This is a genomic window from Jiangella alba, from assembly GCF_900106035.1.
GTDB classification, from domain to species: Bacteria; Actinomycetota; Actinomycetes; order Jiangellales; family Jiangellaceae; genus Jiangella; species Jiangella alba.
In genome coordinates, this window is sequence record NZ_FNUC01000004.1 from 1,952,344 (window position 1) to 1,972,360 (window position 20,017).

15 protein-coding genes are annotated in these 20,017 nt (G+C 75.0%); 7 read left to right on the forward strand and 8 right to left on the reverse strand.

Annotated features, from left to right (window positions below):
* Window positions 1-38: 38 nt before the first annotated feature.
* Window positions 39-521 carry a hypothetical protein gene (locus BLV02_RS26980; protein ID WP_069112647.1) on the forward strand — a complete coding sequence of 161 codons (483 nt, stop codon included), beginning with the start codon at window positions 39-41 and terminating at the stop codon, window positions 519-521.
* 90 nt (window positions 522-611) lie between these two features.
* Here the strand turns inward: BLV02_RS26980 and BLV02_RS26985 are convergent, their stop codons facing one another.
* From BLV02_RS26985 to BLV02_RS26995, 3 genes are all read right to left on the reverse strand, one after another.
* Window positions 612-1,037 carry an Hsp20/alpha crystallin family protein gene (locus tag BLV02_RS26985; RefSeq protein ID WP_069112347.1) on the reverse strand — a complete coding sequence of 142 codons (426 nt, stop codon included), beginning with the start codon at window positions 1,035-1,037 and terminating at the stop codon, window positions 612-614.
* A 108-nt stretch (window positions 1,038-1,145) separates the two neighbouring features.
* Window positions 1,146-2,027, reverse strand: a complete 882-nt coding sequence (locus BLV02_RS26990) for a methyltransferase (RefSeq protein WP_069112348.1) — start codon at window positions 2,025-2,027, stop codon at window positions 1,146-1,148.
* 50 nt (window positions 2,028-2,077) lie between these two features.
* Complete coding sequence (locus tag BLV02_RS26995) at window positions 2,078-2,287, reverse strand: FmdB family zinc ribbon protein (RefSeq protein ID WP_069112349.1); 210 nt, start codon at window positions 2,285-2,287, stop codon at window positions 2,078-2,080.
* Window positions 2,288-2,375: 88 nt separating this feature from the next.
* Between BLV02_RS26995 and BLV02_RS27000 the strand changes: the two genes are divergently transcribed.
* Complete coding sequence (locus tag BLV02_RS27000) at window positions 2,376-2,621, forward strand: type B 50S ribosomal protein L31 (protein ID WP_069112350.1); 246 nt, start codon at window positions 2,376-2,378, stop codon at window positions 2,619-2,621.
* 148 nt (window positions 2,622-2,769) lie between these two features.
* Here BLV02_RS27000 and BLV02_RS27005 read toward each other — a convergent pair whose 3' ends face one another.
* On the reverse strand, window positions 2,770-4,014 hold the full coding sequence (locus BLV02_RS27005; protein ID WP_069112351.1) for an RNA polymerase sigma factor: 1,245 nt from the start codon (window positions 4,012-4,014) through the stop codon (window positions 2,770-2,772).
* Window positions 4,011-4,364 carry a YciI family protein gene (locus BLV02_RS27010; protein ID WP_069112352.1) on the reverse strand — a complete coding sequence of 118 codons (354 nt, stop codon included), beginning with the start codon at window positions 4,362-4,364 and terminating at the stop codon, window positions 4,011-4,013. The genes BLV02_RS27005 and BLV02_RS27010 overlap by 4 nt, the downstream gene beginning before the upstream one ends.
* A gap of 96 nt (window positions 4,365-4,460) precedes the next feature.
* On the opposite strand from BLV02_RS27010, the gene BLV02_RS27015 reads away from it, so the two are divergent.
* Complete coding sequence (locus tag BLV02_RS27015; RefSeq protein ID WP_069112353.1) at window positions 4,461-5,825, forward strand: dihydrolipoyl dehydrogenase family protein; 1,365 nt, start codon at window positions 4,461-4,463, stop codon at window positions 5,823-5,825.
* 4 nt (window positions 5,826-5,829) lie between these two features.
* Here BLV02_RS27015 and BLV02_RS27020 read toward each other — a convergent pair whose 3' ends face one another.
* Window positions 5,830-6,888: a M23 family metallopeptidase gene (locus BLV02_RS27020; RefSeq protein WP_069112354.1), complete on the reverse strand. Its 1,059-nt coding sequence runs from the start codon at window positions 6,886-6,888 to the stop codon at window positions 5,830-5,832.
* Window positions 6,889-7,090: 202 nt separating this feature from the next.
* Here BLV02_RS27020 and BLV02_RS27025 point away from each other — a divergent pair, with 202 nt between their 5' ends.
* The gene (locus BLV02_RS27025; RefSeq protein WP_069112355.1) at window positions 7,091-7,663 is read left to right on the forward strand and encodes a helix-turn-helix transcriptional regulator; all 573 of its coding nucleotides are present in this window, start codon (window positions 7,091-7,093) and stop codon (window positions 7,661-7,663) included.
* A gap of 542 nt (window positions 7,664-8,205) precedes the next feature.
* Here BLV02_RS27025 and BLV02_RS27030 read toward each other — a convergent pair.
* Window positions 8,206-9,408 (reverse strand): ROK family transcriptional regulator, encoded by a 1,203-nt coding sequence (locus BLV02_RS27030; protein ID WP_069112356.1) that lies wholly within the window; start codon window positions 9,406-9,408, stop codon window positions 8,206-8,208.
* Between the two features lie 92 nt (window positions 9,409-9,500).
* Between BLV02_RS27030 and ggh the strand changes: the two genes are divergently transcribed.
* Window positions 9,501-10,820, forward strand: a complete 1,320-nt coding sequence (gene ggh, locus BLV02_RS27035) for a glucosylglycerate hydrolase (RefSeq protein WP_069112357.1) — start codon at window positions 9,501-9,503, stop codon at window positions 10,818-10,820.
* 1 nt (window position 10,821) lies between these two features.
* Here ggh and BLV02_RS27040 read toward each other — a convergent pair whose 3' ends face one another.
* Window positions 10,822-14,685, reverse strand: a complete 3,864-nt coding sequence (locus BLV02_RS27040; RefSeq protein WP_069112358.1) for a S8 family serine peptidase — start codon at window positions 14,683-14,685, stop codon at window positions 10,822-10,824.
* Window positions 14,686-15,007: 322 nt separating this feature from the next.
* Here BLV02_RS27040 and BLV02_RS27045 point away from each other — a divergent pair, with 322 nt between their 5' ends.
* Entirely contained in the window at window positions 15,008-19,006 is a 3,999-nt protein-coding gene (locus BLV02_RS27045; protein ID WP_069112359.1) for an AAA domain-containing protein, read from the forward strand.
* A 135-nt stretch (window positions 19,007-19,141) separates the two neighbouring features.
* The gene (locus BLV02_RS27050; protein ID WP_216094303.1) at window positions 19,142-19,942 is read left to right on the forward strand and encodes an endonuclease/exonuclease/phosphatase family protein; all 801 of its coding nucleotides are present in this window, start codon (window positions 19,142-19,144) and stop codon (window positions 19,940-19,942) included.
* Window positions 19,943-20,017 lie beyond the last annotated feature (75 nt).

Below are 20,017 nucleotides of genomic sequence, written 5' to 3' on the forward strand. Positions count from 1 at the left end.
CTCCGGAACCGCGGCGGGGCGCCGGACGTCTGATCATCGTGAGGCTGAACGGGGTGCTGACGGCTGCCGTGGCGGCGACGGTCCTGCTGCTGACGGCGTGTGGCGACGACGTGCCCGCCACGGGCGGCGACGACCCGACGGCGACGTCCACGTCGTCCGGCGAGCCCAGCGTCACGCCGTCGGTGCCCACCGACGAGCCGACGCCGCCCGACGACCTGCCCACCGACGTCCCGACGACGTCGCCGACCGACCCGGGCACCACGCCGCTGCCGTCGGAGACCCCGGTCCCGCAGCCCACCACCGTGCCCGAGGGGCCGGTCCAGCTGACCGGGTTCCCGACCCCCGGTGTCGAGGCCGGCTGCTGGCTGCTCGACGGCTACCTGCTGATGGGCGGCGACCAGGAGCTCATCGCGTCCGGCCGTGAGGTGCAGATCACCGGCGAGGTGCAGACCGACGTCATGACCACGTGCCAGCAGGGCACGCCGCTGCGGGTCGACTCCGTGGTCGGCATCGAGCCCTGACACCGCCGCGACCCCACGGGACCCGGGGACGCTAAACGGCCGGGGCGGTCCGCTGTGGACCGCCCCGGCCGTCGGTGTTCGCGCCCCGCGTCAGGCGGCGCGCTGCACCTCGATGCGGGTGGGCGAGGTGCCCGCGTAGACGCCGGACACCGTCACGGTGAGGACGCCGGCGTCGTAGCTCGCGCTGACGGCGCTCGGGTCGGCCGCGACCGGGAGCGCGACGGTGCGGCGGAAGCTGCCGTAACGGACCTCGCGGACCCGGCGGCCGGTGCCGTTCTCGTCGCGGACGTCCTTGCGCTCGCCGCGCACGACCAGCCGGCGCCCCTCGACCTCGACGGTGACGTCGTTCTCCGGGTCGATTCCCGGGAGGTCGAAGCGGGCCACCAGGTCGTCGCCCTCGCGAGCGAGGTCGGCGGCGGGGGCGAAGCCCTTGGTGGAGCCGGCGGTGACGGGCGCGTCCCAGAACGTGCGGAACAGGCGGTCGACGTCGGCGAACGGTGCGAGGGTGGTGCTCATGGCGACTCTCCTTCGTGGTCAGAGTACCTGGGATCACCAGGTCTGACGGCTATAACTTGAGTCGACCACGCTCAATTCCCGGCGTTCGCCGTGGGCGATGCGCCGCTGCTAGACGGCGGCGCGGTGGCCCACGTGGACGCTGCGCGCGCTGAGCGAGCACACGTCGTCGCGGTGGCCGAGCCAGGCGTCGTCCTCGGGGTCGAGCAGGCGGGCCCACGCCGCCTCGTCGTCCGGGCGCAGTTCCTCGTCGGCGACGGCGCGGCCGACCCGGTGCCGCAGGCTCAGTAGCACCGAGCGCAGATCCTCGTCGCACAACGGCACCGGGCGCTCGAACGTGAACGTTTTCGTGGTGACGTCGACGAGGCCGGCCCGGCGCAGCGCGGTGCACCAGCCGTACGGCATCGCGACGCTGCCCGGGACGCCGGCCCGCATGCGCGCGAACCAGCGGTCCTCGGCGGCGGCCAGCCGCACCTCGAGACCGGGCTCGCCGACGCCGACGTCCCACGGCAGGTGCTGCGCGGGCAGCCCGCCCTCGGCCAGCGCGATCCGGCCGCCGGGCGCGAGCAGCGCCGCCAGCGCGTCGATGGCCGCCTGCTGGTCGGCGAGATGGTGGATCGACGACGACGCCCAGATGATGTCCGCGCCGCGCGCCACCAGCGGCAGGACGGCGAGGTCGGTGTCGAGGTCGGCGCGCAGCAGCCTGATGTGGCCGTCGTCGACGCCGGCCTCGAGGATGCGCCGGCGCGCCGCGTCGAGCACGTCGCCGTCGCCGTCGACCCCGACGACGAACGCGGGCGGCGGCAGCGCGGCGCCCAGTGCGACCGCCATGCCGGCGCCGCCGCAGCCGATGTCGACGGCCAGCCGGTCGCCGGGCCGGGCCAGCTCACCGGCGACGGACGTGTACCAGGCGGCGTCGTCGGCGACGGCGGCGCACAGCCGCTCGGCCTCGTCGGCCCAGTTGATGACGATGGCGTGGTGGTGGACGTTCATCGCGGTCCCCCCTCGACCGGCTCCGTTGCCGGCCTGGACCTGTCGTACGGTCAGCCGCAGCCGCAGGCACCGCCACAGCAGCCGCCGCCCGTGGGTGCGGAGTCGCCGCCGGCTCGGCCGGCCAGGCCCACGGTGGTCAGCAGCTTCACGGTGTCGTCGTGGCCGGCCGGGCAGAGCGCCGCGGCGCTCGCGTCGGCCATGGGCCGCACGACGTCGAAGGTCGAGCCGCAGGAGCGGCAGCGGAACTCGTAGGTCGGCACGTCGTCGAGGATACCGGGCCGCGGCGCTCGCGGGAATGTCCGGCGGCCGAGGCATGTTGTTGAGAACGACAATCAGAAGGAGGCTGTCGTGAAGAAGCACATCCACCCCGACTACCGCCCGGTCGTCTACCGCGACGCCGACGCCGGCCTGGCGTTCCTCACCCGCTCGACCGCCCGCGCCGACCGCACGGTCGTCTGGGACGACGGCGCCACGTACCCGGTCGTGGACGTCCAGATCTCGTCCGCCAGTCACCCGTTCTACACGGGGAAGGCGCGGGTGCTGGACTCCGCGGGCCAGGTCGAGAAGTTCCGCCGGCGCTATAGCGCGCGCTGAGCGGCACTTCGTCGGCGCCGGCCGGCTCATCGTGCCCAGTTCGCTGAGCACGGCGTTCGTCTAACTCGGCGTTCGCCGCGCGCCGGGTGGGCACGCCCCGCCCCGGACCGGGTGGGTCACCTACGGGCTGGCACCGACAAGCTCGCGTCTACCCGGGCCGACGTCCCGTCCCACGGAGGCCGGCGGCCTGAGTCAGCAGAGACGACCGTTCCACCTCGTTGGCGGTCAAGGCGGCGGCTTCCTCGTAGGAGGCCGCCGCTTCCGCCGTCCGGCCCAGCCGCCGCAGCAGGTCGGCCCGGACGGCCGGCACGCCGTAGTACCCGCGCAGCCGTGCGTCGTCGCCCAGTGAAGCGACCTCGGCGAGCGCCGGCCCCGGCCCGGCCACGTGCGACCACGCGGCCACTCGGGCCAGCGCCGTCACGGGTGACGGCGCCACGGCCAGCAGCAGGTCGTACAACGCGACGACCTGGGGCCAGTCGGTCGCCTCGTACGTCGCCGCCTCCGAGTGCACCGCCGAGATCGCCGCCTGCAGCGCGTACGGCCCGGCCCGCCCCGGCACAGCGCGCCGCATGGCCTGCGCCGCCAGCGCGCACCCGGCCGAGATCAGCGAACGGTCCCAGCGCGACCGGTCCTGCGCCGACAGCAGCACCAGCCCGCCGTCGTCGTCGAGGCGGGCCGGGCGCCGGGCCGCGGCCAGCCGCACGGTCGCCAGCAGGCCCAGCACCTCGGCTTCGTCCGGCATCAGCTCGGCGAGGACCTCGGCCAGCTCGGTCGCCGTGCGGACGAGTTCCGGCCGGCCCAGCCCCGAGCCCCGCGACGCCGTATGGCCCTCGGTGAGCAGCAGCGTCACCACCGCCAGCGCGGCGGGCAGCCGGTCGGGCAGTTCGTGCTCCGCCGGCACCCGGTACGGGATCCCGGCCGCCTGGATCTTCTTCTTCGCCCGGGTCAGCCGCGCCGCCATCGTCGGTTGCGACACGAGGAACAGCCGCGCGACGTCCGGTGTGGGGACGCCGCAGACCAGGCGCAGCGTCAGCGCGACCCGGCTCGGCAGCGACAGCGCCGGATGGCAGCACGTGAACACCAGCCGCAGCCGTTCGTCCTCGATCGCCTCACGGCCGGCCGGCGCGTCGTCGCCGGGGACGATGAGCAGCGGCAGCTTGCGGGCCAGCGTCTGCTCCCGCCGCCTGGCGTCCAGGGCGCGGTTGCGGGCGACGGTGGTCAGCCAGGCGGTGGTGTCGTCCGGCACGCCCTGACGCGGCCACAGCTCGACGGCCGCGGCGAACGCCTCCTGGACGGCGTCCTCAGCGGCGCCGAGGTCGCGGGTGACGCGCACCACCGTGGCCAGGACGCGGGCCCAGCCCCGGCGGTGCGCGCCGGCGACCTCGTCGGTCACATCCCGGTGTCCCACAGCGGCCGGATCTCCGTACCGGTGCCGGTCGGGCAGTGCCGGGCGATCTCGACGGCGTCGTCGAGATCGGCGGCCTCGACGATGTAGAAGCCGGCGAGGTTCTCCTTCAGCTCGACGTACGGCCCGTCCGTCACCAGCAGCTCCTGGTCCGGCCCGGCCGGGCGCAGCGTGGTCGCCGTCGTGGACGGCCGCAGCGCCTCGCCGGAGAACTCGATGCCGCGCTCCCGCAGGTAGGCGATGAACGCCCCGTGCTCGTCCAGCGCCGCCGTGCGCTCGGCCTCCGGCACCGCGTCCCAGTCGGTGTCCCGTTCGAACAGCATGAGCATGTACTTCATGACGCCTCGTCCTTCCGTCTCGGTGGCTGTCTATCACCGTTGACGAACGAGCCGTGAGGGAATCGACATAGGCTCGGCGGCAACATGGGAGGTGCGATGAGCGAGCAGGTCGATGTGGTCGTTCTGGGGCTCGGCGTCGGTGGCGAGCAGGTCGCCGGATCGCTGGCCGAGGCGGGTCTGAACGTGGTCGGCATCGAGGGCCGGCTGGTCGGCGGCGAATGCCCCTACTACGGCTGCATCCCGACCAAGATGATCATCCGGGCGGCCGACCTGCTGACCGAGGGGCGACGCGTCGACGGCATGGCCGGTCACGCGGACGTCACCCCCGACTGGGCGCCGGTCGCCGCGCGCATCCGCGACGAAGCCACCGACGACTGGAACGACCAGGTCGCCGTCGACCGCCTCGTCGGCAAGGGCGCGCGGTTCGTCCGCGGCTGGGGCCGCCTGGCCGGTCCGGGCCGGGTCGAGGCCGGCGGGACGGTGTACGAGGCGGGCCGCGCGGTGGTCGTCGGCACCGGGACGGCGCCGTTCGTGCCGCCGATCGACGGGCTGGCCGGCACCCCGTACTGGACCAACCAGGACGCCGTCCGGGCCAAGGAGCTGCCGGCGTCGCTGCTGGTGCTCGGCGGCGGCGCCATCGGACTGGAACTGGCGCAGGCGCTGGGCCGGTTCGGCGTGCGGGTCACCGTCGTCGAGGCGGCCGACCGGCTGCTCGGCGTCGAAGAGCCCGAGTCGTCCGAGCTGGCCGCGCGGGTGCTGACGGCTGAGGGCGTCGAGGTGCGTGTCGGCGCCGGCGCCGAGGCCGTCCGCCACGACGGCGAGTCGTTCACCGTCACGCTCGGCGACGGCGCCGAGCTGAGCGCCGAGAAGCTGCTGGTGGCCGTCGGCCGGCGCACCGACCTCGCGGCCATCGGCGTCGACACCGTCGGCCTCGACCCGTCCGCCCGCTTCCTCGAGGTCGACGACCGCCTGCGGGCCGGTGACCGGCTCTGGGGCGTCGGCGACGTCACCGGGCACGGCGCGTTCACCCACATGGCCACCTACCAGGCCGACATCGTCACGCGCGACATCCTCGGCCAGGACGGCCCGCCGGCCGACTACCGCGCGCTGCCTCGCGTGACGTTCATGGACCCCGAGATCGGCGCCGTCGGACTCACCGAGGCGCAGGCGCGCGAGCAGGGCCTGGACGTCCGCACCGGCAGCACGCAGGTGCCGTCGACGTCGCGCGGCTGGATCCACAAGGCCGGCAACGACGGCTTCATCAAGCTGGTCGCCGACGCCGGCCAGGGCGTGCTGGTCGGCGCCACGTCGGCCGGCCCGACCGGCGGCGAGGTGCTCGGGGCGCTGTCGGTCGCGGTGCACGGCCGGGTGCCGGTCGAGCAGCTGCGGCACATGATCTACGCCTACCCGACCATCCACCGCGGCATTCAGGACGCGCTGCGCGAGCTCGACCTGAGCTGACGGGTTACTGCAGCCAGCCCATCGGGTCGGTGAAGTTGCCGTTCACCAGCACCTCGAAGTGCAGGTGGCACCCCGTCGACGACCCGGTGGTGCCGACCCGGCCGATGAGGTCGCCGGCCGCCACGGACTGGCCGCGGCTCGAGCTGAACGCCGACAGGTGGTTGTACGTCGTGGTGACGTCCATGCCGTTGACGTCGCCGTGCGAGATCTCGATGCGGTTGCCGTAGGCGCCCGCGTAGCTCGCGGAGTCGACGGTGCCCGGGTAGGCCGCGTAGACCGGCGTGCCGCAGGCCGCGCCGAAGTCGGTGCCGCTGTGCAGCTTGTAGACGCCGGTCAGCGGGTGCACGCGCATGCCGTACGGCGACGTGATGCTGCCGCTGGACGGGCGCTGGAAGACGCCGTCGCCGCTGGGCGGGGGCGTGTCCGTGGTGCCGTTGTCGCCGTCGTCGCGGTCGCCGCGGTCGGGCTGGTTCTCGGCCTCCTCGCGATCGCGGGCGGCCTGCTCCGCGGCGGCGTGGATCTCGCGCGCCTTCTGCAGCTGCTCGCTGGCGGCGGCGGAGGCCGTCGAGGCCTCGTCCAGCGCGGCGGTGGCCTGCTCGGACAGCTCCACCGCGGCGGCCGCGGACTCCGCCGCGGCGGCCGCGTGGCCGTCGGCCCGGCTGGCGGCGTCGGTCGCGTTGGCGCGCGACTCCGCCGCCTCGGCGAGGACGCTGTCCTGGACCCGCATGAGTTCCGAGACGCCGGTGGACCGGGCCTGGAACTCCTCGGGGTCGGCGATGCCGAGCTGCATGAGACCGCTGAGCTCGGAGTTGGTCATGTAGGCGTGCGCGGCCAGCCGGCCCAGCGTCTCGCGAGCGGTGTCGGCCGCAGCGGCGGCGTCGGTGCTCTCGCCGCGGGCCCGCTCGGCCCGGGCGGTCGCCTGGTCGGCGGCCGTCCGTGCGTCGGCGGCTGCCTGGCTGGCCTGCTCGGCCCGCTGCTGGGCGGCCTGCTCGGTCTGCTGGGCGGTGGTGAACGCCGCCTGGGCGGACTCGAGGTCGGCCTGCGCCTCCTCGACCGAGGGCACGGTGGACGCTGCTCGGGGATCAGGCGCTGCCGTCGAGGACGTCATTCCCCAGGTGAGGCACCCGGCGGTGACAGCTGCGGCCATGATCGGCCCCAGAGATCGTCTCCTCACTCGGGGCCCTTCCTGTCTGCGGTCATCGGCGGCTACTGTAAGCGGGCTTTGCCCGATATACAACCAATGGCTGTACTCCCAGGAGGCGACCGTGCTCGACGCCGGAGCCGAGTTGGAGGCCGCTCTGCGCCCTCTGACCTGGCCCGATGCCGAGTTGGTGGTCGGTGGCGGCAACTATCTGCGGATGGGCGGAACCTGGGTCTACACCGCCACGCGCCAGCCCGTCCCCGGCGCCGAGGACGTCACCTTCGGTCGCCGCTACGCCGGCGCCCCTCGTGCCAGCCGCGAGGACGGCGAGGTCGTCCTGCTCGACCGCGACTGGCTGGAAGGCCCCGACGCACGTCCTGAGCTGCGGTGGTGCATCCCGCTGGCCACGCTCGGCGGCGCGTCGGCGACCGTGGAGGTGCCGGTCGACGAGGTCGTGGCGCGGTCCGCGGTCGTGGTCGGCCTGTGGGCCCCCGAACTCGACCCGGCGGCCCTCCTGACGGCGTCGGCGATCGCCCGGCTGCTCGGTGTGACCAGAAGCACGGTCAACGCCTACCACGCACGCCAGCAGATGCCGCCGCCCGTCGCGACGCTGAACCAGCGGGTGCCGCTCTGGACCCGGCCCGTCATCGACCACTGGGCCGCCCGCCAGACCCGTCGACGGCGACCTGCGCTCTGAGCCTCGTCCGCGCGCCGGGCCATCGTCCGTGGGGCGGGCCCGGCGCGCGGGTTGGGCTTCGCCTGTCGGCCGGGCTGCATTCGTGGGTTTGGCGCCGTCTGCGGGGCCAGGCCTCGCTCGGGGTCGACCACGCCCGCGAGGTCGGCCACGCCAGTGGGCCGGGCTTTGCTCGTGGGTCCGGGCTCGCCGGTGGGACGGGGCTCGCTCGTGGGCCGGGCTTCGCTCGTGGGTCGGGGCTCGCCGGTGGAACGGGGCTCGCCGGTGGGACGGGCCTCGTCCGAGGAGCCGCCGGGCCGGTGCGCCGGCGCCGGTCGGCTCGTTCGCGGCGACTCTGTCGGTGCCCGCCCGTAGGGTGGGCCTCCCACCCGGCCGGGCGGGGTGTCACCTCGGCGCGATTCGGCGCACGCGGCATCCGGCGCACGCGGCATCCGGCGCACGCGGCATCCGGGCCGGCACACCCATCGCACCACGAGCGGCCCCGAGGTACGTGGAGCGGGTGTCCGGCCAGCGGGCCGGTGCAGGGGGCGCGGGCGGCGGGGCGGTCAGGTCGCGACGGCCGCGTCGACGGCGGCGGGAGCGTAGACGTGGCCGGTGACGAGGGCGGCCATGCCGGCGGCGGCCGGGTGGTGGGCGGTGCTCGGGACGATCTCGAGCTCGCTGGTCAGCCGGTCCAGCGCGTCGGCCCGCACGGCGGCGCTCACCTCGTCGACGACGGCGGGGAGGCGGCCCAGGGCGCCGCCGAGCACGATGGTCCGCGGGTTCACCAGCGCGACCAGTCCGGCCAGCGTCCGCCCCAGCAGCCCGGCCGCGTCGCGCAGGTCGGCGGATCCGGCCAGCCGTTCGGCCAGGTCATCCGACGACGACGGCGTCACGCCGCGGCGGCGCAGCAGCGCGTAGCCCGACGCGTACGCGGCCAGGCACCCCGTCCGCCCGCACCGGCACACCGGCCCGGCCCCCGCCCCGGTCCCCGACACAGACGCCGGCAACGACGCCGGCCCGGCCCCTGACGGAGCCGCCGACAACGACGCCGCCCCAGACCCGCCGACCCGGATGTGCCCGATGTCCCCGGCCGCGCCGTCGAACCCCCGCAGCAGCGCACCGTCCAGCACGAGTCCGGCGCCGATCCCGTGCGCGTACTTCACGGCCAGCAGCGGCGTCACGCCGGGCCGGTCGGCCGCCTCGCCGAGCGCGTGCGCCCGGGCGTCGTTCTCCAGCAGCACCGGCACCGGCCAGTGGGAACCGATGACGGCGGCGATCGGGAACCCGTCCCAGCCGGGCATGACCGTCGCCGGGCGGAGCAGGCCGGTCGCCGGCGACACCGGGCCGGGTAGCGCGACGCCGACCCCGACCAGCGTCTCGCCGGCACCGGACGCCAGCAGCGACGCACCCACTTCGCAGACCGAAGCGAGCACGGACGCGGGCGGCCCGGCGATGTCGAGGGGCAACTCGCGCTCGCGCAGGCTGCGTCCGGTGAGGTCGGTGACGGCGATGCGCCCGGTGTGGTGGTCGAGGTCGAGGACGAGCACGACGCGGCCGCGGTCGGCGAACCGGATCAGCGCCGCCGGGCGGCCGCCGGTCGGCCCGGCCGGACCTGCCTCGTACACCAGCCCGGCCCGGAACAGCGCGTCCAGCCGCTCGAACAGCGTCATCCGGGACAGCCCGGTCTCGGCCAGCAACTGCCGCCGGGTCCAGCCGTCGCGGGACCGGATCAGCTGCAGCAGCCATCCGGGCGACGTCCCTGCCACGGTAGCCCCTTACGTCCAGTGATTTGACAAAACTAGGACGATATCGAAACCTGGTCGGGACGACTACCCGTCGGAGGGCGAAGGAGACGCGCGTGCGGGTCCCGGTCAGCGACGTGGGGCTCGGCGACCGCGCGGCCGACGTCCTGCGCGGCAACGACCTCGGCTCCATGACGGCGGCGGCGCCGCGGCTCTACCCGCACATGTGGAGCTGGGACTCCGGGCTGATCGCGGTCGGGCTGGCCCGGCTGTCGGTGCCGCGCGCCATCACCGAGCTGCGCACGCTGCTGCGGGCCCAGTGGGCGACCGGGATGATCCCGCACATCGTGTTCTCCGAGGGCGACGGCTACTTCCCGGGCCCGCAGCGGTGGGCGACGGAGTCCGCGGCGGCCGCGCCGGCCGCCGTCCGCACGTCCGGCATCTGCCAGCCACCCGTGCACGCCCTCGCGGTCCGCCGCATCCTCGACGCCGGTCGTGCGGCCGGCGGGGCCGACCGCGCGGAGGCCGAGGCGTTCGTCCGCGACACCTTCGGCGCCTGGCTGGCCTGGCACCGCTGGCTGGCCACCGCGCGCGACCCGGACGGCCGCGGGCTGGTCGAGATCCACCACGGCTGGGAGAGCGGCATGGACAACTCGCCGCGCTGGGACCAGCCCTACGCCGCGGTCGTCCCGGGCGACGACCTGCCCGGGTTCGTCCGCACCGACGTCGACCACGTCGGCGACCTGCGCGAGCGGCCCACCGACGCCGAGTACGGCCGGTACCTGTGGATCGTCGAGCAGCTGCGCCGGGTCCGCTACGACGACGACGCGGCCCGCGAGGTCGTCGGGTTCCGGGTGGCCGACGTGTTCATGTCCGCCATCCTCGCCGTCGCCAGCGACGAGCTGGCCGGCATCGGCGACGAGCTGGGCTTCGACGACGACGCGGCCGAGCTGCGCGAGCTGGCCGCCCGGTTCCGCGCCGGTGTCCGGTCGACGGTGTCGCCGTCGACGGGGCTGGCCCGCGACCTCGACCGCCGGTCCGGACGCTGGATCGCGACGGAGACGGTGGCCGGCTTCGCGCCGCTGTTCTGCGGCGTCGACGACGGGTCGCAGCGGGCGCTGTTCTGGGGCGAGCGCTGGTGCGGCCACCCCGCGCTGGCGCATCCGCTGCCGCCGTCGGTCTCACCGGCCGACCCCGGCCTGCGGCCGCGCACGTACTGGCGCGGCCCCGTCTGGCCGATCGTGTCGTGGCTGTTCAGCTGGGCGTTCGAGCGTCAGGGCGACGACGACGGCGCCCGGCGGCTGCGCGCGGCGTCGCTGCGGCAGCTGGCCGGCGGCGACTTCGGCGAGTACTACGAGCCGTTCACCGGCGAGCCGCTGGGCAGCCTGCACCAGTCCTGGACGGCGGCCGTCGCCCTGGACTGGCTGGCGCGCTGACTCAGTCCGGCGGCAGCGCCGCCGCCCGGATGATCTCCTGGTCGATCCGGTTGCCCGCGGCGTCGGCCGCGCCGAAGCGCAGCGAGACGAACCCCGTGTGGCCGCGCGGCGGACGGTTCGGCAGGTGCGCCGAGAACGTGTCGCCGGAGCGGCGCACCCGCAGCGGCCGCCAGCCGGCGCCGTCGTCGTAGGAGGCCTCGACGGTGAGGGCGGTGACCCGCGGGTCCGCACCGGCCAGGTGGCCGACCTCGACGGAGATCTCGTTCGGCCCGCGCCGGTCCCGCGGCGCCGGGAGCCGGTTGGTGAGGTCGGCGTCGAGGTCGTGCTCGAGGGTGAGCAGCGGCACCACGGTGGGTTCGCCGCCGGCCGGTGTCGTGTCGGAGTCGAACGTCCACGAGGTGCGGGTGCGGGTCGAGAGCTCGGCCCACGTCGTCCGGTTCTCCAGTGAGTAGTCGATGCGGTACGTCTCCTCGCCGGGCGGCAGATCGATGGTGCCGGCCGGCGCCACGATGCCGGTCGCCTCGCCGATCAGCTCGTCGCCGTGCCAGACCTGGAACAGCTGGCGGTAGCCGGCGCCGTCCGTGCCGCCCGCCCACGCTTCGCCGAAGTTGCCGGCGGCGTCGACGAAGCCCGCGATGGGGATGATCAGCTGGTCGCCGCGGCGGGTCATCGGCCGCTGGTCGTCGAACCCGGGGACGAGCGGCTGCCGCAGCCACGAGTGCTCACCGTCGGCCACCGGCCCGATCGGGCCCTGAAGCCTGAGCTCGGTGACGGCCGGGCGGGGCCACAGCCCGTTGTACGGCTCCTGCGGGGTCTGCACGACGTGCTGCCAGAGCATGCTCGGGTCGTCGACGTAGTAGGCGGTGCGGCTCATCGGCGCCTCCGGCACCGGCATCGGCAGTGACGCGGAGAACTCGTGCTCGGCGGCGAAGGGGTAGGCCACCTCGGTCAGCGACCCGCTCAGCTGGACGCCGAGGTCGTGCCGGACGGCGGCGAGGTCCGCGGCGCGGTCGACGTAGCTCAGCTCCGCCGGGATCCGGCCGCGTTCGAGGTGCACGAGGTCGTAGACGTACGGGCTGGACGGCGTCCCCGTCGCGCTCGCGGTGACGACGCCGTCGCCCAGCCGGTCCAGCAGGGCCCGGCCCTCCTCGTGCGACAGCCGCACGGTGGGCACGTCGAGCCGGTGCACGTCCGGGCCGACCTGGTCGTTCGACCCGGGCACGTCGTTGTAGACGGCGACCAACGCGGCGCCGGCCGCGGCGGCCCGGTTCGCCTGCACGGCGACCGGGACCGCGTCGGAGCGGCGCACCAGCGCCAGCGCGCCGTCCAGGTCCGCGGCGGCGACGTCCGCGGCGGTGCCGTCACCGGCGTCGACGACGGGCAGCGTCAGCTCGCCGTCGAGCCTGGGGAACTGCGAGAGGACGTCGCTGAACTCCAACGGCGAGTAGTACGACGGCGCCAGGTCGACGCCGTCGACGTCGAGGGTGATGTCCGGAGCGGCCAGCCGGAACCGCGACGACGCGTTGAACGAGCCGATCGTCACCTCGTCCGTGGGCTGCAGGAACACCCGCTCCTCCAGCTGCGCGCCGGGCGGGTTGACCACGAAGTCCACGGTCGCGGGGCCGTTCTCGGGGGTCCGCGCCCAGCCGAACCCGACCGAGCCGCCGACGTTCGCCCGGGTCTCGTGGTCCGGCGTCGCGATCTCGACCTCGACGGCGTCGCGGGCGTCCAGGACCAGCGCGGTGTCGCCGGTGATCGTCACCTCGGGGTCGCCGACCAGCGAGGAGTAGAGCGGCGTCGCCGAGTGGGGGTCGCCGTCGCTGTCGGCCCAGGCCGGCTTGGTCACGAGCCACGTCATGACGGAGTACGTCCCGGCCGGCACCCGAGCGCACCAGGTCATCAGGTCCGACACGTCCTCGCACGTCCCGCGCAGGACCGGCTCGCCGGTGCGCACGTCGACGACGGGGGAGGCGACGTAGCCGGTGAGCTGCGGCTCGGCCGGCCGTCCGTCCGCGGCGATCGCCGTCATGGTGAGGTCGAAGTACTCCGCCTCGACGGTGTACCCGAGCGGCAGTCGCAGCGGGTCCGCCGCGTCGGCGGGCGTCGCCAGCAGGTAGCCGGCGTAGTCGCCCGCCGGCCCACCCGCCGCGTCGAGCACCACCTCGGCGCTGCCGGTGGCGCCGGGTGCGAGCGTCAGGGTGGACGGCGTCACCGTCAGGTCCCCGGCGGCGGCGCCGGGCACGTCCACGGCGAGGTCGACGGTGACCGGCGCGGCGGTCGTGTTGCGGTACTCGACGGTGCGCCGCAGCGGCTGCGCGGGGACGTCGCCGGGGAACGGCAGCAGGCCGAAGCTCAGGTCGCCGCCGGACGCCAGCACCGGGGCGGCCAGCAGCCGGCCGACGTCGATCCGTCCGCTGCCCTGCGCGGTGACCTCGACGCCGTCGGTGGGCACGGCGGTCGAGGTCAGCGCGGCCCGCAGCTCCGGCCCGGTGAGGTCGGGCCGGGCCTGCGCCAGCAGCGCGGCGGCGCCCGCGACGTGCGGCGTGGCCATGGACGTGCCGGAGTAGGCGACGTACGGGTCGCCGCCGCCGGCCCGTGCGGCGGAGATCTCCACGCCCGGCGCCGTGACCTCGGGCTTGAGCTGGTAGCCGCCGTACGACGGGCCGCGGCTGGAGAAGTCGGCCAGCTGGTCGTCGCGGTCGACGGCGCCGACGGTGAGCGCCGAGGGGGCCTCGCCCGGGCTGCCGACGCACGCGTCGCAGTGGTTGTTGCCCGAGGCGACCACGAACAGCGTGCCGTGCTCGGCGCTGAGCCGCTCGACCGCGCCGGTCAGCAGCGGCGCCTCGAAGTCGCCCGGGCCCAGGCCGAGGCTCATGTTGACGATCTGGGCGCCCTGGGCCGCTGCCCACTCCATGCCGGCGATCGCCCAGGACACCTGGCCCTGGGCCTGGCGGTTCAGCACCTTGCCGCTGATCAGCCGGGCGCCCGGCGCGACGCCGCGGCGGGCCCCGTCCGACGCCGCACCCGTGCCGACGAGGATCGAGGCGACGTGCGTGCCGTGCCCGGCGCCGTCGCCCGCGTCCGGCTCGTCGGTGAAGTTCACCGCCGTGCCGACCTGTCCGGCGAGGTCGGGGTGCGTGTCGTCGATGCCGGAGTCGAGCACGGCGACCGTGACGCCGTCGCCGTCGACGCCCGCGTCCCAGGCGGCCGGCGCGGAGATCTGGCCGGTACTGCGGTCCAGCCGGGCCTCCGTCCGGGCGTCCAGCCAGACCTTCTCCACCGCGCCCAGCGGGTCGCCGCCGGCCAGCGGCCGCGGCCCGGCCAGGGCCAGCACCGCCGCGCCGAACTCGTCCGGGTCGGCGTCCACCGCGACGGCGTTGACGCTGGTCAGCTGCAGCGTGGCGGTGGTGCCGGGCACGGGCGAGGCGTCCAGGGGCCGCACGGCGTCGTCGGCGTAGTCGAGGATCAGCGGCAGCGTCGCACCGGCGTCCTGCGCGGCCAGCGCCGTCACGTCGAACAGGGCGGCGTCGAGGCGGTCCGGCACCAGCGCGGCGACGTCGGAGGGCACCACCCGCGTGATGCCGTCGCGGGAGCTGGCGTGGAACTGCGGGACGACGCCGCCGGGCCGCGGCGCGGGGTCGACGGAGATGCCCTCGTACCCGTCGGCGCCGCGTTGGAGGTGCACGCGGTCGCCGGTGACGAGGGTGACGGTCGTGGTCTGCGGCTCGACGCCGAACGCCGTCACCGCGTCGTCCGTCGAGGCCTCCTCGCCGGCCTGCCCCGGCGCCGCGCCGAGGGTGGCGAGCAGCGACCCGCCGACGAGGATCGCGAGGAGACGCCTGGACCTGTCCGACCGACCGCTCATCACCGCGGGCTCCTTCACTGGGGGTGCCCATCAGTGTTCGAGCCGGTGCGATGACGGCGCCAGTGTCCGCCGGTGGCGAATGCCCGCCATGACACCATCTCGCCATGGCCGGGAATGTGGAATTCCCATGATCGAATGAGCGTGCCGGCTTATACGTGATTGTTTTCTAGATCACCACGATCCTCTCGTCCGAGTACTCCATCGGGTGTTCGGACCATATTCCTCCAAGATCCGACATACGTCGCGATGCGTACCTAGTCTGCGAGAGAACCGCAGGTGAACGGGGTGTTCACCGGCGGCAGGCCAGACGCGAGGGAGCCTGATGAACGAGCCGTCGATGCATGCGCGGATCGAACCCGTCCGGGATCGGTTCGTGGCCGTCCGTCCGGCCACGGTCACGCTTCCGGCACCGCCGCGGCGTACGCCCGAGGCGTCGCTGCGATTCCCGTCCGCCGTGGAATCCGCCGCGGTTCCGGCCGTCCCGGACGCCCGCCGGCTGCCTGCCGGCGATCGCGCCGCGCTGCTCGTCGGCACGGCCGTCCACGACCACGCCGGGTACCCGCTGCTGCCTGTCGCCGCGGCCGGGCTGCGCCAGCTGCGCCAGGTCCTGGAGCGCGCCGACGTCGGCATGGTCGACACCTGCCAGGTGGTCGCCGACGGCAGCCGCGGCGAGATCATGCGGGCGGTCGAGACGTTCCTCGACGAGCGGGCGCTGGCCGACACCGTGCTGGTGTACCTCACCGGCTACGCGCAGGTGTCCGGTGCCGACGGACGGCTCTACCTCGCCGCCGCCGACACCGACCCCGCCGACCTCGAGCGCACCGCCGTCCCGGCCGACTTCCTCCGCGACCAGCTGCAGGAGTGCCGGGCGGCCAGCAAGGTCGTGCTGCTCGACGCCTGCCTGCCCGGCGCGGAGACCGACCGGTTCGCCGTCCAGCGCAGCCAGGTCATGCTCGAGCCGGCCGGCGTCTACGTCATCTCGGCGTCGCCGGCCCCGCAGCCGGCGTCCGTCATGGCCGAGCCGGTGCCGCAACTGGGCACGTCGCGGTTCACCGGCGAGATCGTCGAGGGGCTGCGCACCGGCCGGGTCAAGGACGGCCTCGGGCCGTGGGTCACCGCCGAGGACCTCGCCCGGTACCTCACCACCAAGCTGGTCGCGCAGGGCGTGCCGGCCGAGCAGCTGCCGGCCACCTCGACGCTCGCCGTCACCGGCAACCACGTCATCGCGCGGTCGGCCGTGCGCGCGCTCAGCCTGCTCGACGGCAACGGCGGGCGCGACGTCCGCGGCACCTCCGCCGGAGCGGGCGGCGCCGTCGCCGTCCCCGCCGACGGGACCGCCGGCGCGTCCGGTGGCGCGGGAGCGGCCGGCGGCGACCACGGCGACCAGGTCGCCGACCCGGGCTGGCGCGAGGTCATCGCCTACTACCGCTCCTGCCTGGCCGAGGCGCCGTCGCCCGAGGCGCTGCCGGTGCGCGGCGCCGAGTCCGCCGACTGGTTCCCGATGGCCGACGGCGCCGAGGCGCTGCTCAGCGGCGCCGAGCCGACGACGCTCGCCCCGGCCGGCGTCGACACCTTCGACTGGAAGGAACGCGACGTCTGGTACGGGTATCCGCTGGTCACGCTGGCCGGCGCCGGGCGCCGCCACTCGGGCGACCCGCTGGCCCCGTCCACCGTCGCCCCGCTGCTGGTCCGCCGCGCCGAGGTCACCGTCGACGCCCGCGGCGCCGCCGCCCTGCGCCCGGTCGGGCCGGTGCTGCCGCACGCCGGCATCCTGCAGGCCTGCCTCGACGACCAGGAGGCGGCCAGCGTGCTGGCGGCCTGGCGGCAGAGCTGGAAGCCGGGCGACCGCGACCAGCTGCTGGTGGCGATCCGGCAGCTGCTGAAGCGACTCGGCCTGGACGAGCTGAGCCGTCTCGACCCCGCCGCGCTGGGCGCCGTCGACCAGAAGACCGCCAACCGCACCGGCGTCCACAACACCGCCGGCGTGCTGTACGTCGAGTCCGAGCGGGCCGCCCAGCAGGCCGTCGCCGCCGAGCTGGCCGAGCTGGGGGAGCGGCTGGCCGACGTGCCCGGCACCGCGCTGGAGTTCCTGGGCAAGCCGGTCGGGCTGCGCACCACCACCCGCGCCGCCGTCGCGCCGGTGCTGCCGGCCGAGCTGAACGAGAGCCAGCAGACGGTGCTGACGGCGGCCATGTCGCGGCCGCTCACCGTCGTCACCGCGCCGCCCGGCACCGGCAAGGACGAGCTGCTCGTCGACGTCGTCGCCACTGCGGTCGCCGCCGGGCAGAAGGTGCTGGTCGCGTCCGCCGACGACGCCGCGCTGCAACGGCTGGCCGACCGGTGCGGCTCGCTCGTCACCGGCCTGCTGATCAAGACCGGCGACGCACAGGCCCGGGCCGAGGAGAAGCAGGTCGTCCGCGAACTGCTCCGCTCCACCAAGGACGCGTCGGGCGGACGCAGCCGCGGCTCCGTCGCCGCCGAGCTGGCCGCCGCGCAGCTGCAGGTCAAGGCATGGCGCAACCGCCTGGCCGAGCGGAACGACCTCGAGACGCTGCTGCGCAAGACCACAGCCGCGCGGTCCGCCGCGGCCGAGCGGCTGGGCGTGCCGCCCGAGCTGCTGGCCGCCGCGTGGCGCGGCGACGACGCCGGGCTGTCCGACTGGGTCGACCGCGCGCGCACGCTCACCGAGACGCACCTCATGGGCGGGCTGCGCCGTCGCAACCTGGTGCTCGCGTTCGTCCGCGCCATGGCCGACGCCGGTGCCGACTCCGGCGCTGCACGCGAGCTGCTGCTCGACCCCGCAGCGTTCGACTCGCTCATGCTGTTCGCGCGGGCCGAGGACCGGTTGCGCGAAGACCGGCGCGAGGCGCTCGCCGTCAGCGACGACGCGCTCGACCTCGAGGGCCGCGAGCTGTCGGCGCGGGTCGCCGAGCTCTCCGCCGAACTGCTCGCCGTCGTCGTGGCGGAGCAGGCCGGCACCGCCCGCGAGCGGCTGGAGGCGCGCCGCATCGCGCTGGAGCCGGGCGGCCGGAACCGGCAGAGCAGCCACCGCGAGCTGCTCAGCCACCTCGGTGGCTGGGCGGTCACGCCGCGCGACGCCGGCCAGTTGGCGCTGGAGCCGGGCATGTTCGACCTCGTCGTCATCGACGACGCGCACCACTGCCCGGTGTCCGCCGCGCTGCCGCTGCTGTTCCGCGCCCGCCGTGCCCTCGTCGTCGGCGACCCGCGGCAGCGGCTGCGCACGCCCGGCCTCAGCGACCACCGGCTGCGCCGCGCCCGCCGCGCCGCCGGCCTGAGCGCCGGCTTCCTGTCCGAGCGGCGGCTGTCCTTCCGCGGCGACTCCGTCTTCGACGCCGCGCTGCCCAACGTCGAGGAGTCGCTGCTGCTCGACGAGCACGACGGCGCGCACCCGGGCATCGCCCGCATCGTCGACGAGCACTTCTACGGGGGCCGGCTGACCGTTGTCACCGACGTCGGCGCGCTGCCCCGCGCGCACGACGCCGAGACCGGCGACGCGACGCTGCTGCTGTGGGAGGACGTCACCGGCACGCCCGAACGCGGCGCCAACGGCGGGTCGTGGCGCAACCAGGCCGAGATCGACCGCGTCGTGTGGGCGGTCAAGGAACTGCGCGAGCAGCTGCCCGCCGACGCCACCGTCGCCGTCGCCACCCCGTTCCGGGCCCAGGCCGAGGAGTTGCGGTCGCTGTTCCGGTTCGAGCCGGTGCCGGTGGCCTGCGTGGCCGACGGCGACGCGGTCGACTGCGACGCCGTCGTGCTGTCGCTGGTCGCCGGCGACGGCATGCCGGAGCAGACGCTGCGCTGGGCGCAGGGGCAGACGGCGCTGTGGAGCGGCGCGCTGGCCCGGGCGCGGGCGCACGTCGTCACCGTCGGGCAGCACGGGTTCTGGTCGCGGCAGGCCGGGCTGCCGGCGCTGCTGGCCCGCATGTCGTCCGTCCGCTCGTTCCACGTCCGGCCCAACCCGCCGGCGCCGATGGAGTCGGCCGTCTTCACCGACCCGCTGGTCGAGGCGCTGTGCACGCGGCTCGAGGCGGCCGGCGCCGGCGACGTCGAGCCGAACGCCGTCGTCGACGGCTACCGGGTCGACGTGCTGGTGCGCACGCCGTCCGGTAGCACCGCCGTCCTGCTGGACCGCGGCTGGCCGGGCGAGGACGCCGCGCGCCACCTGCGGCTGCTGCTGCGCCGGCGGCGGCTGCTGACCGGGCTGGTGCCGGAGTCGGGGCTGCCGCCGGTGACGCGGGTCCTGCGGGTGCCGACGTGGCAGGTGCGCTCCGGCGAGCCGATCGACGGTCTTCTCGACTGACCGTTTGCGGGAGGTTTGTCTACAAGTCATCCGGAGTGGGAAGGCTCGACGACACGTGTGCCGTGACGTCGAAAGGACCCCACCATGCGCCTGCTCCGCACCGCCGTCCCCGCGGTTCTGGCAGTCTTGGGACTGATGGCCGGGACCACTCAGCCCGCTTCGTCGGCCGATCCGTCGCCCCGCGACCGGCCGCTCACCGTCATGAGCTTCAACATCCACCACGGCGTCGGCGTCGACGGCCTGCTGAACCTGCAGCGAGTCGCCGACGTCATCAAGACCGAGGGCGTCGACGTCGTCGGCCTGCAGGAGGTCGACCGCCACTGGGGCGAGCGCAGCGACTTCGTCGACCAGGCCGCCTGGCTCGCCGACGAGCTGGACATGCACGTCGTGTACGGCGCCAACCTCGACCTCGACCCGGCGCAGCCGGGCGAGCCGCGCCGTCAGTACGGCACCGCGATCCTCAGCGAGCGGCCGATCCGCGACTGGGACAACACCTACCTGCCCCGCTACGAGGGGCACGAGCAGCGTGGCCTGCTGCGCGCCCGCATCAACGTGCGCGGCGTCTGGGTGAGCGTCTACAACACCCACCTGCAGCACAACGACGCCAACGAGCGGCTTGAACAGGTCGCGGCGATCGAGGCGCTGATGGGCGAGCCGGACGAGTCGGTCGTGCTGCTCGGCGACCTCAACGCCGTCCCGTCGTCGCCGGAGATCCGCGAGCTCGTCGACGACCTCGTCGACACCTGGGAGGCCGCCGGCGTCGGCGACGGCAACACCTATCCGGCGGAGGACCCGAACGCCCGCATCGACTACGTCCTCACCTCCGGCGACGTCATCGTCCGCACCGCCGCCGTGGTCTCGACCGACGCGTCGGACCACCTGCCGGCCAAGGCGGAGGTGCTGTTGCCCGGTTCCCACGTTGGCCTGGGCCGTTAAGAGTTAGGGCAAATTTCTGAGGGGCGGATCCGCCGGTTCGGGCAACCGGGCCGGCGGATTCGGGCAAACGCGTGA

Excerpts from the sequence above, each read along its gene's own strand:
- BLV02_RS27010 (WP_069112352.1), bottom strand. The coding sequence starts at position 4,364 with ATGAAGTACATGCTCATGCTGTTCGAACGGGACACCGACTGGGACGCG.
- BLV02_RS26985 (WP_069112347.1), bottom strand. The coding sequence starts at position 1,037 with ATGAGCACCACCCTCGCACCGTTCGCCGACGTCGACCGCCTGTTCCGC.
- BLV02_RS27050 (WP_216094303.1), top strand. The coding sequence starts at position 19,142 with ATGGCCGGGACCACTCAGCCCGCTTCGTCGGCCGATCCGTCGCCCCGC.
- BLV02_RS26990 (WP_069112348.1), bottom strand. The coding sequence starts at position 2,027 with ATGAACGTCCACCACCACGCCATCGTCATCAACTGGGCCGACGAGGCC.
- BLV02_RS27045 (WP_069112359.1), top strand. The coding sequence starts at position 15,008 with ATGAACGAGCCGTCGATGCATGCGCGGATCGAACCCGTCCGGGATCGG.
- BLV02_RS27040 (WP_069112358.1), bottom strand. The coding sequence starts at position 14,685 with ATGAGCGGTCGGTCGGACAGGTCCAGGCGTCTCCTCGCGATCCTCGTC.
- BLV02_RS27015 (WP_069112353.1), top strand. The coding sequence starts at position 4,461 with ATGAGCGAGCAGGTCGATGTGGTCGTTCTGGGGCTCGGCGTCGGTGGC.